The sequence below is a fragment of the Castellaniella sp. genome, assembly GCF_034675845.1.
Taxonomy (GTDB): Bacteria; Pseudomonadota; Gammaproteobacteria; order Burkholderiales; family Burkholderiaceae_B; genus Castellaniella.
The window spans coordinates 336,713-348,358 of sequence record NZ_JAUCCU010000001.1; the positions used below are offsets into that span (position 1 = coordinate 336,713).

Here is an 11,646-nt window from a genome sequence, read left to right on the forward strand (position 1 = left end):
TATAAAGTGGCTATTCATGCCGATCTTGTGGGTCTGATACAAGTCGGCAAGCTGACCAAACAAGGAAGATCATGCAATTTCATCACCACGGGTATATTTCCGGCGAGCCCCGTATCCGTCCCGCCACCGGCACCGGCATCGACCGCCCAGAGACCCTGCCCGACACCATGGATGTCCTGATTGTCGGTGCGGGCCCCGCAGGCCATATCGCCGCCGCCCAACTGGCGCAATTTCCAGGCATCCACACCCGCATGATCGAGCGGCGCGGTGAACGCCTGAATCTGGGCCATGCCGATGGCATCCAGTCCCGTTCAGTCGAAACCTTCCAGGCTTTTGGCTTTGCCGAGCGCGTCATGCAAGAGGGTTATCACATCACCGCCATGGCGTTCTGGACGCCCGATCCCGACAACCCGAAAAACATCATCCGCAGCGGTCTGCCCGCCGATGGCTCTTACCAGATCAGCGAGTTTCCCCACCTGATCGTCAACCAGGCCCGCATCCAGGATTACTTTGCTGAAGCCATGATGAACGCACCCGCCAAGATCAAAATCGATTTTGGCTGGCAGTTCGTGAGCCTGCAGGTGCACGATGACCAGGATTACCCCGTCGAGATACAGCTGCGCGGCTCGGCATTGGCGCAAGAAGGCCTGGAACGCACCGTGCGCGCCAAATACGTGATCGGTTGCGATGGTGCACACAGCAAGGTGCGCACAGCCATTGGGCGAGTCATGTCAGGCAGCGAATCCATGCACGCCTGGGGGGTGATGGACGTCGTGGCCAGCACGGATTTCCCGGATATCCGCACCAAATGCGCCATCCAATCGCATGACGGCGGCAATATCCTGTTGATCCCGCGCGAGGGCGGCTATCTTTTCCGCATGTATGTGGACTTGGGCGTCATCGACGAACACAATGCCAAGAGCATCCGCGCCACGCCGATCCAGGATATCGCCGCACGTGCCAACCAGATCATCCACCCCTACACCCTGCAGGTCAAAAACGTCGCCTGGTTCAGTGTCTACGAAGTCGCCCACCGCCTCACCGACCACTTTGATGACGTGGATCAAGCCGACATCGGCACCCGCAGCCCGCGCGTCTTTATCACAGGCGACGCCTGCCACACGCACAGCGCCAAGGCGGGCCAAGGCATGAATGTCTCTATGCAAGACGGCTTCAACATCGCCTGGAAAATCGCCCATGTGCTCGATGGCCGCAGCCCGGCAGCACTGCTGGATACCTATTCCGCAGAACGCCAAGTGGTGGCCAGCGACCTGATCCGCTTTGATCGCGAATGGTCCACGCTGATGGCCACGCCGCCCGATCAACTGCAAGATCCCGCAGAGGTCGAGAAATACTACGTCAAGACCTTTGAATTCCCCAGCGGCTTCATGACGCAATACACCCCTTCGATGATTACGGGCGGGCAACAGCACCAGAATCTGGCCAGCGGCTACCCGGTGGGCAAACGCTTCAAATCATCCCCCGTGGTGCGCGTATGCGACATGAATGTTCTCGAACTCGGCCATCAAGCCCCCGCCGATGGACGCTGGCGCATCTATGCCTTCGCCGACCAGACAGCACCGGGCCAGGCGTCGGCGCTGACGGACTTCGCCGATTGGCTGGCTGCCGATCCGCATTCCCCCATCGTCCGCACGCCCGCAACCCTGGACCCGGATGCCTGGATCGATGCCAAGGTCATCTATCAGCAGCGCTTTGACACAGTCAATATCAATATGGTGCCAGCAGTCTTCAAACCGCTCGTCGGCCCTTATGCCCTGCAAGACTACGAAAAAGTCTTTGCCGCCAGCACCGGCCCCGGCGGGGATGGCAGCGATATTTTCACCGAGCGCGGCATCAGCCGCGATGGCGCCATCGTCATCGTGCGACCAGATCAATATGTGGCCCATGTCCTGCCCCTGAGCGCACATCAGGACGTCGGCGCATTCTTCGATGCCGTCTTGGGGCCAATCGCACCCTGAACCGATCCGGCAACTACTCGGGGGATGCCTGCCGTGACATGATCCCCCGTCCATTCTTTGCTATAGGCAGTTTCCGGCAATCAGCCCAATAGCAAGGGCTGCCCACGCGCTGCAAACGGCTGCTCATGTCCATCGCCCAGGCGAAAACTGCTGGTCAGTTGCGCCAGCTGGTCGGCCTGGCTGCGTAGCGCATCCGCAGCAGCGGAGGTCTGCTCGACCAGGACGGCATTTTGCTGGGTCACCCCATCCAGATGAACCACCGCCTGGTTGATTTGGCCCAATCCGGTGGCTTGCTCTCGTCCGGCCAGGGCGATTTCCTCGACAATGCTGCTGAGTTTTCCAATATCGCCCGTAATATGCTGCATGGCGGTACTGGCCTGACCAGCCTGTTCATGGCCCGCCTGCGCCTTGGCCACGGCATCCTGAATCAAGCCCTGGATTTCTCGGGCAGCGTCGGCGCTGCGCTGGGCCAAACTACGGACCTCGCCCGCCACCACCGCAAAGCCCCGGCCTTGTTCACCGGCGCGGGCAGCCTCGACGGCGGCATTCAATGCCAGGATATTGGTCTGAAAGGCGATGCTGTCGATCACTTGAATAATGTCGACAATACGTTTGGCAGACTCATGAATCGCCAGCATGGTCTGCACCATCGTGCCAACCACTTGATCGCCGTGGTGCACCGTCTGGGCGGCCGTCTGGGCCAGCTCTTTGGCCTGAGCGGCATGATCGGCATTGTGCTGCACCGTGGCGGCAAGTTCTTCAGTGGCCGACGCGGTTTCTTGCAGCGCACTGGCCTGCTGCTCGGTGCGGGCCGATAGATCCTGAGACCCATCCGCGACCTGAGCCGAGTACGACGCGATCGTAGCCGCCCCCTGGCGCACCTCAGTCATGGCGTGAAACAGATTCAGCCGCATGGACTCCATGCGCCCCAGCAAGACTGCAATTTCATCCTGCCCCACATGACTGATCACCTGGGTCAGGTTGCGCTCGGCAATCTGCGCACTGGCGGCATTGGCCGCTCCGAATCCTTGATTCAGGCGCGCCAGCAAACGCAAAGCCAGCCACAGCGAAGGCAGAACCAACAACAAGCCAGCCAGGGCAAAAATAATCAGTGACAGGCGATAACGGTCTTCGGCAGCTTGCGCAAAATCGTCTGCAGCCTGCACCTGATAAGCCTGATAGGCCTGCAAGGCATTAATAAATGCCGTTGCCTCAGTGCGCCCAGCCGCTAGAAAATCCGCCATTGCGGATGCTCCGTAATGTCCCCCGCGCACGGTATTGATGGCTGCCGACAGCGGTTTACGCCAAGTATCCCGCGTCCGCTTGACCTCTTCATACAGTGCAGTTCCGCGAGCATCCGCCAAGCCCTCGCCTAATTCATCGAATAAGGCTTTGGCATCCTGCTGCCGTTTGGCAATGGCATCCAGGTGCTGTGACACTGGGTGCTCATGAATACCGGCCAGCACATTATCAGGCGCGTGCTGAAATGCCAGCAGCACCTCCATGCGGTTCAGGCTGGTGTTTTCAATCACCTGCCCGGCCAGCAAGGCGCGCGACATCGTAATTTCATGCAAGGTCATCAGACTATGGCGTGCAGATGCCAGGCCAGCCAATCCCACCCAGGCAATCGCCACGATGGACAATAAAAAGATACACAGCACCACGACAAAACGTCGCGTGACAGAGAGTCGGTTCCACATAATTGCGTCAGGCTCTAGGAAATATAGGGATTAATAGGCAAAGGCAGGATAATACCAATGTTTCTAATATGGTTTTATGGCGGGCACCCTGCATCCATCTGGCACGCAGGCGGATTGATATCTGGCTTCAGCCCAACACGGCCATCAGAGGCATGGACGGTACCAATTGGCTCATGGGGATAACACTGAACCTGTCTGTTGGCGCCGAGGCAATCAGATCCAGGCAGACATAATTCATGCCGGCACCACCGCGCAGATACAGGCGCCGACGGCTTAGATCCGTCAGGCTGGTCCAACTGGTGAACTCGGTAGGGATGGTTTTCAGCGCATGCCCTGCCACCTGAAGATGGCTACTGCCCTGCTCGGGTGGATCGACCGTGATGCCGCGTGGTCGATCAAAGTTATTCATGATGTGCGCCACCATTTGCACCGCCTGGTCCGGGTCCGTCTGTTTTTCGGCAAACTGGGCATAGTATGCCGCCCGGACAAAGCGATCCACCGAGGTATCAGTGCCCGGCAGGCCGACCTTGGCAATCCCTGAGCCGGGCTGCACCACGTCGTACTCGGAAAACCGCCCGCGCGACCGATCAATATTGGATAAAAACGTGTAATTATTCAGATTGGTCAGGTGCCAGGAAAACTGCGGCGCATTGGTCATCACCCCGACAGGGTTGTCATACACCGTCAGCGCGCCATGGTGAAATTCGATCACCAGGCTGGCACCAGTGGCATCATGCACCGCATAATGAAACGGCATCTGCAATCCACCCAGAATAGGAATCGGCGAGAGTTCTATCTGGGTATCTTCCAGGGCTGCCTTGACCTGCGCGACCGTGCTGAAGCACCCCAGCACAAACGCCCCGATGTCGGCTGCCGAAATCGCGGGCCGTGCGACATCCAGCGCAGCCTGCGGCCCCCCCGCCTGGGGGTAGGACTGCACGCTGCAGCTCAGGCCGGCATCATTCACCCCTTCGATGATCTTCAGATCCGACGGGCTGAAACTTACCCCCGGTACGGGTGGCATGGCAGGCATGGTCACCGCGATGACAGCATGCTGCATGGCCCATTTTTGCCCTGGATGCCCTTGCACCACTGACTGGATTTCGGCTCCCAGCGGGAAACGGGCGACCAAGTAAGGCAGGTCCAGGCTGAGTTCCAGCGTGCGGCCCAGATAGGCGCAATCGTTGGCATCGCGATATAGCAAAGAAGTGCACATATAAGGTACTTTCCGATGAACATTGTGTTCAGTACGATACCAGCCTGCTCACACTTTTGCAGACAGGCATCACCATGTCTCCAAACAATGCCCTGCCTACGCCCCAATCAAAGCCACAGCGCCATTCAGCTGGCTGGCGCCCTGTCCCAGATGCCGGACCAGCCCGTCGCTTTGATTGGCATTGCCCAGGGTCGTCTCGGCGACCTCCTGCACCTGCGCCATGGCACGTTCCAGCTCCAGCAACTGATCCGCCTGCTCACGATTGGCCTGCAAAAATGCCTTCAATACATCAGACAAGACCTCGACACCGCCCGACAACTGCTGCATGGTGGCACCGCTGCGCTCGATCAGGGCGGTTCCTGCCGCTACCTGCTGGGTGGACGCCTGAATCAGTTGACGAATCTGATGGGCAGCCTCGGCACTGCGCTGGGCCAGAGTTCGGACCTCGCTGGCCACCACCGCAAACCCGCGCCCGTACTCACCCGCCCGGGCAGCTTCGACGGACGCATTCAAAGCCAGAATATTGGTCTGAAAGGCAATGCTGTCGATCAAGGTCGTGATTTCCGAAATCCGCGTAGACAACTGCACCATCTCGCGCATGCTTTGGACGGACTGCTCCATGCTGCGGCTGCCTTCTCGAGCCAACAAGGTAGTCTGACTGGCCTGCTGCTCGGCGGCCTGGGCACGTTGCAAATCATTGCCTAGCGACTCATTCAGGGACTGCACCGCCTGCACCGACTGCGCAATAGCCTGGGCCTGGTGCTTCGCCCCCCCGCTAACCGCTTGATTGTCGCTGCGCAATTGGGCCAGCACCCGATCGATGGTGACGGCATGCGTGCGCACCTTGCCCACCGCAGCAGCCACCGCCTGCACAACCTGATGCAACGACACGCCAGCAGAACTGCGAGGCGCCATATCGCTGACATCCAGGCGAATCTGCCCATCGCGGTAAATCCGGCTGACCAGTTCGCTTAATTCAACTGCCTGACGCGCATCATGGCGCATCCAGATGGCGATATAGCACAGAAATATGGTTTCAACCACGACATAGGAGGCATGGGCCACAACCCTGCCAAACCCCGGTTCGGTAAAGCAGTAAGTGGGGTAGCCCAGTTCCTGCAGGGTATTGAAGCTGAAGTGATGCAAGGCCACCACAACCGCCGCCAACAAGATCACCCCCCAGTCGCGATAGCACAGCAACACCGCCAGCAGGACAAAAATCCCGAAGTGCAGCTCGACCGTCCCCATGGCTTGATGAATCTGCAGGGCGCAAAACAACATAAATACCACGGCCACCGTCATGCGAGTGACACGCCGACCCGGCAGCCAGAAGATCAGGACGGTCGGGATCAAGGCCAAGGGCAAGCCCACCGCCCAAGCCAACCCCCAGGTATCGTGCCAACTGGCCAGGCCCAAGGTGGTGAAAAACAGTACCCAAATCAAGGGCAGCATGATGCGATCAGCCTGACAAGAGCTTTTGTCGGACGCGGCAGAAGACAGATGAGGGGTGGTATGCATGGGGAAAATAATGGGCTGGCTAGAACATGACCAACAATTGAAGTGTCTGGCTAAAGACAACCCGCCGACCCCAGACAGGTTCGGCGGGCTGAAATCAAACTAACGTTTGATTGATATTACAGTGTATCAATCGATAGTCTGATTAGTAAATAATTTATATCTATATCTTATTTAAAAATATGCACCTGTTCCTATCAAACAACATGCTCATCCCGCCTGAAATCCCAGGCTCAAAGATATGGGCCTATCACGCTGCGGCAGCGAGTCCCTGTCTGCCGGCACCCGAAAGACCGAGACCAGCTCCGCCAGAGTTTCGGCCTGTTCTTTCAGGCTGGCCGCCGCCGCCACGGACTCCTCGACCAGGCTGGCATTCTGGCGCGTCACGTCGTCCATCTGCGTCACCGCCTGGTTGATTTCCTCGATGCCAGTGGCCTGTTCGCGACTGGCCGAATCGATTTCGCTCATGATGTCGGTGACACGATGGATATCGTCCACAATGCCCTGCATCGTGTCTCCAGCATGGGCGGCCTGCTCGTTGCCCCGTGCCGTCGCCTGCACCGAAGTATCAATCAAACCCTTGATTTCTTTGGCGGCAGACGCACTGCGCTGGGCCAAGGCACGGACCTCGGCAGCCACCACGGCAAACCCCCGCCCCTGTTCACCGGCACGGGCGGCCTCGACAGCAGCATTCAGCGCCAGAATATTGGTCTGAAAGGCGATGCTGTCGATCACGCTGATGATATCGACGACCTGCTCGGAGCGTTGATTGATATCGTGCATGGTATCGACCAGTTGCGACACAATCACCCCCCCTTGAGAGGCCGTATGCGCTGCCGCCGCTGCCAAGGTATTGGCCTGCCGGGCATGATCGGCATTCTGACGCACCGTCGAGGTGATCTGTTCGGTGGTGGCTGCCGTCTGCGTCAATGCGCTGGCTTGCTGCTCGGTGCGGGCAGAAAGATCCAGATTACCTGCCGAAATCTGAGCCGACGCCGTCGCAATCGCATTCGCGCCAGTGCGCACATCGCCCACGATATCCCCCAAGTGATCACGCATGTCCTTCATGGCAAACAACAGGCTGACCCGATCCCCCGCCCGCAAGCGAATCGGCACCGCCAGGTCACCCGCTGCAATCTGGTTCAGGATAGAGGCCGCGTAATCGGGTTCACCCCCCAACTGGCGCAGCAAGGCCCGGGTAATCAGCAGATTAATATAGGCACCCAGCAAACTAAGCAGCACAATCGCGCCGCCCAATAAATACCGGGTATGCGTCAAACGATCCGCACGCGCGACCAACAATTGTTCCAACTGCACCACGGCAGCCTCATTCAACTGGAACTGCGCGTCCACTGCCTTGGTGAAGACCGCAAAATATTCAGTGGCCGAATAATCCAGCTGCTGCGCCACAATCAGCTGCGCCTTGGCAAGTTCGATGGCTTGATTGGCACTATCCAGTGCGGCCTTGCCCGGAGCATCCAGCACATCCGCCAAGCGCGCATCCAGGCGGGTCGCATTCGCCACTGCACTGTTCAGGCTCAGGTAATGCTCCTGAGCACGATCCAGCAACACGCGGATCTCGATACGCTCTTCGGGACTGGCCGTCCGGCGAGTCAACAGCCCGGACCCCAAGGCGCGCGCCTGTCCAAATAGCTCTGATAGTTTTGGAGCTTGATTCAGGGCCGCATCGATCAGGTAGTAACCATCGGCCTGAGGCTCGAAACTCAGCCCATAGTCTTGCTGCAAGAGGTCGCTGAGTTGCAGCATCTGGCCAGTCAGCCGCGTGTGGGCGGCAAAACTGGCCCCCGGACTCATGCCTCCTTGGCGCAGTTGGGCAGTCAGGCGCTGCCAGCCATCCTGAGTTTCCCGCCAAAGGCTATTGATGGCAGGATCATGCTGATCCTGACGCAAAGTTCCATCCAAGGCAGTCAGGGCCTGTTCGACTTCGTTTTGCTTATTCAGCCGCCGGGCACCCGCCCCGACATCACCACTCAGCACCAACGCCGACAAACCCCGGTGCTGCTGCATCAGTTGCAGTACCTGCAAGCCCTGGCGCACGGGCTGCAAGCCCTGTATTTCCTGCTGAGTTGCCTGGATCTGCTGGCCCGATGCGCTGAGATACAGAAAGGTGGGAGTGGCCACAAGCACCACCCCCAGCACAGCCAGGATGGAGAATTTCTGCCATAAACGCAGCCGATTCAGAAAGGCGTCAACTCGCCCGATCGTCTTGCCTGAAGACTGTATGGAGGATGTAAGCATCCCGGCCCCAAAAGAAGAAAGTTGGCGTCAATAAGGACAAAGCCCAGTGCCCTGTCTGCTTGGTTCGTGTGTTTAAATCCAGATGCAGCAAGCGAGAATGCTGGCTTTGTCTGGATAATCATACAAAAGTAGGCAAGAGATAGATTTGCTTTAGATCAAGACCATGCCATTGATATGGTTAGCGCCGAAAAACTCATCGGCCCACCGCGTCATGGCGCATCACTTCCTCAGCCCACACTCCACCCCCGAACCGTCATGCGCAGACAACCCAGTTTTGTAGCCTATTTCTGTCTGTGCATTGGTCTGATATTGTCAGGCCCTAGCCCAGTCCAAGCGACACCCGCCGCCTGCGAGCGCGGGACGGTACTGGCCATCGTGGCCCACCCAGATGACGATCTGCTGTTCATGAACCCGGATCAATCCAACGCCATCCACCAAGGTCGCTGCGTCTGGACGGTATACCTGACCTCAGGCGATCGTGGCAGCGGTCTGCCTTATTTATTGGCCCGCGAACGCGGCATCCAGGCCGCCTATGCCCATATGGCAGGGGTCGCCAATCGCTGGATCACCAGCAGCTGGACGGTGATGAACAAGCCTGTCGTGCGTCACGTTCTGCGGGATCAACCGCGCATCCACTTGTTGATGCTGCGTATCCCCGACCCCTGGCTGGGCGCCGGCTGGGGTAGCCTGACGCCACTAAGCCTGTTGGAATCGACTCCCGGCACCAATATCCGCACGGATGCGCCCTATGAGCAAACTTACAGCCGGAATGATCTGGTCGATTGGCTGGCGCAGCTTATCCAGGCAGTGCGACCCAACGAGGTCCGCCTGATGGATGCCTCCATCCAGATTCCATACCAAAAACTATGTTGGCGCTGTCGTGGCCACGACCACCCGGATCATATCGCCAGTGCTCGCCTGGTCAACGAAGCCATGCAAGAAGCGCCCGGCTCCTATCACCAACAAGCCTATCTGGGTTATCCAAGCCAGGAGCTGCCCGCCAACCTGTCCCCTGCAGCCAAAGCGCTCAAGACTGTGACTTTCTTGCGCTATATGGCCAACGACTGGCGTTATTGCCCTGTTCAGGCCCGATGTGCGCGGCCCCATGGCCCCGAAGCCGCGTGGGTCTGGCGCCAATATCACCTGCCTTTAAACAAGACATTGAAACCGGACTGACGTGATCAGCGGGCCTTATCCAGCGCATCCAGACAGGCTTCATCCTGGCGGCTGAGTCCGCCTGCCGCACGCGCCTGCTCGACCAGATCAGGCCGCTCGGCCTGGGTCAGATGCAAGGATTGCTGACGACGCCAGGCCTGAATACGGGCATGATGACCAGAGAGCAAGGTCTCCGGCACGACCTGATCCCGCCAGACTTCGGGCCGCGTGTAGTGCGGACTATCCAGCAGTCCCGTCAGGGCAGGATTAAAGGAATCCTGCTCAGCAGACTCAGCGTCGTGCAGCACCCCGGGCAGCAGCCGCACCACGCTGTCGATCAGCACCAGGGCGGCAAGCTCCCCCCCCGAGAGCACAAAATCCCCCAAGGACACTTGCTGATCCACATAATGATCAATAAAGCGCTGATCTATGCCTTCGTAGCGGCCACACACCAGGATCGCCCCCGTTCCCCCCGCCCAGCCACGCGCCTGGGCCTGATGATGGACCTGGCCCGCAGGCGAGAGCAACACCACCGGCGCTACCTGATCCGGTGAATCCACCCCTGCCTGTAGTCGATCGGCACGGATCGCCTGAACAGCCAGCGCCAGGGGCTCAGCCATCATGACCATGCCTGGCCCACCGCCAAAAGGCCGATCATCCACGGTGCGATGCGCATCATGGGTGAAATCGCGTGGATTCCAGGCGTGCAGCGTCCACAGGCCGCGTTGATGGGCGCGGCCGCTGACCCCGTGCTCACGCAGCGCGGCACACATGTCGGGAAACAGGGTAATCAGATCAAAACGCATGGATAAAAAAACCGCGCCGGGCGCGGTCAGAATTCGATGGGCCAGTTGCTGTCAATACGCCGATTTGGCATATCGACCTGCAACACATGCGCCGCCACAAAGGGCACCAGAACCTGCACGGGACGCTGCTTTGCATCCAGACGAGCCTGAAATTCGTCCGGTGATACATATTCGCCACAATGCACCTGCAGCACCGCATGGGCGCCATTGTCCAGCACCTGGGCCACCTGCCCCAACAGCACAGAACGGCCATCGGCTGCCTGGGCATAAACATCACAGCCAAGCAGATCGATCCAATAGTATTCGTCGTCGTCGGCCGCAGGAAAGGCTGCTCTTGGCACCCACACGCTGTGCCCGCGCAGAGTCTCTGCCGCATCACGATCAGCGGTGCCCTGCAGCTGGGCCAGCAAAAACTGCCCCCCAAAGCGACACTCTGTCACCTGGACACCATCCTGGCGCCACAAGGCGCCAGACCCCGAGAGGGAATCCGGCGCTTTCAGCCACCAGACAGGCGCATGACGCAAAGCTTCGGCCTGAGGGGAATATGGCTGAATCTTGACCCAACCACGCACCCCGTGGGCGCCCGTCACCCGACCGACCTCGACCAGATCGTCCGGCGTGGTGCCAGACGAGGAATGGAGACTCATATCGGGAATCTTAGCTGAATCAGGCAGCTGTGGCGACCTTGGCGGTGTATTCCTTGACCAGACGGTCTACCGTACCGGACAGCTGGGCGCCATTGGAAACCCAATGCTGCACGCGATCCAGAGACAGACGCAGGCTTTCCTGGCTCTCGCCGGCGAGCGGGTTATAAAACCCCACGCGTTCGATAAAACGGCCATCGCGGCGATTGCGCGAATCGGCAGCAACGACATTGTAGAAGGGACGCTTCTTCGAGCCGCCGCGGGCCAGACGAATCACAACCATTGATAATCCTTTGATAAACCGATGTAAAACACGAAATTCTAGCACTAGAGGCCTGGCTTTCGCAACGAGAATACAGCTGGCATACTGCC

Annotated in this window: 9 protein-coding genes; 2 read left to right on the forward strand and 7 right to left on the reverse strand. The window is 59.0% G+C overall.

Features of this window, described 5'->3' with window-relative positions:
• Positions 1 to 71 precede the first annotated feature (71 nt).
• Positions 72 to 1,979 (forward strand): FAD-dependent monooxygenase, encoded by a 1,908-nt coding sequence (locus VDP81_RS01665; RefSeq protein ID WP_322994724.1) that lies wholly within the window; start codon positions 72 to 74, stop codon positions 1,977 to 1,979.
• Between the two features lie 80 nt (positions 1,980 to 2,059).
• Here VDP81_RS01665 and VDP81_RS01670 read toward each other — a convergent pair whose 3' ends face one another.
• The 4 genes from VDP81_RS01670 to VDP81_RS01685 all read right to left on the reverse strand — a co-directional run bounded on the left by VDP81_RS01670 (position 2,060) and on the right by VDP81_RS01685 (position 8,669).
• Positions 2,060 to 3,679, reverse strand: a complete 1,620-nt coding sequence (locus tag VDP81_RS01670) for a methyl-accepting chemotaxis protein (protein ID WP_323011348.1) — start codon at positions 3,677 to 3,679, stop codon at positions 2,060 to 2,062.
• Positions 3,680 to 3,806: 127 nt separating this feature from the next.
• A complete protein-coding gene (locus tag VDP81_RS01675) occupies positions 3,807 to 4,895 on the reverse strand; it encodes a linear amide C-N hydrolase (RefSeq protein ID WP_323011349.1) in 1,089 nt (362 codons plus the stop codon).
• Between the two features lie 96 nt (positions 4,896 to 4,991).
• On the reverse strand, positions 4,992 to 6,413 hold the full coding sequence (locus VDP81_RS01680; protein ID WP_323011350.1) for a methyl-accepting chemotaxis protein: 1,422 nt from the start codon (positions 6,411 to 6,413) through the stop codon (positions 4,992 to 4,994).
• Between the two features lie 207 nt (positions 6,414 to 6,620).
• Positions 6,621 to 8,669, reverse strand: a complete 2,049-nt coding sequence (locus VDP81_RS01685; protein ID WP_323011351.1) for a methyl-accepting chemotaxis protein — start codon at positions 8,667 to 8,669, stop codon at positions 6,621 to 6,623.
• Positions 8,670 to 8,924: 255 nt separating this feature from the next.
• Here VDP81_RS01685 and VDP81_RS01690 point away from each other — a divergent pair, with 255 nt between their 5' ends.
• Positions 8,925 to 9,845 carry a PIG-L family deacetylase gene (locus VDP81_RS01690; RefSeq protein WP_322994719.1) on the forward strand — a complete coding sequence of 307 codons (921 nt, stop codon included), beginning with the start codon at positions 8,925 to 8,927 and terminating at the stop codon, positions 9,843 to 9,845.
• A gap of 5 nt (positions 9,846 to 9,850) precedes the next feature.
• Here the strand turns inward: VDP81_RS01690 and trmD are convergent, their stop codons facing one another.
• The 3 genes from trmD to rpsP are packed head-to-tail and all read right to left on the reverse strand — an operon-like array spanning position 9,851 to position 11,557.
• Entirely contained in the window at positions 9,851 to 10,630 is a 780-nt protein-coding gene (gene trmD, locus VDP81_RS01695) for a tRNA (guanosine(37)-N1)-methyltransferase TrmD (protein WP_322994718.1), read from the reverse strand.
• 26 nt (positions 10,631 to 10,656) lie between these two features.
• Positions 10,657 to 11,277, reverse strand: coding sequence for a ribosome maturation factor RimM (rimM, locus tag VDP81_RS01700; protein ID WP_322994717.1), 621 nt, complete (start codon positions 11,275 to 11,277; stop codon positions 10,657 to 10,659).
• A 19-nt stretch (positions 11,278 to 11,296) separates the two neighbouring features.
• Positions 11,297 to 11,557, reverse strand: coding sequence for a 30S ribosomal protein S16 (gene rpsP / locus VDP81_RS01705; RefSeq protein WP_322994716.1), 261 nt, complete (start codon positions 11,555 to 11,557; stop codon positions 11,297 to 11,299).
• Between the last annotated feature and the right edge of the window lie 89 nt (positions 11,558 to 11,646).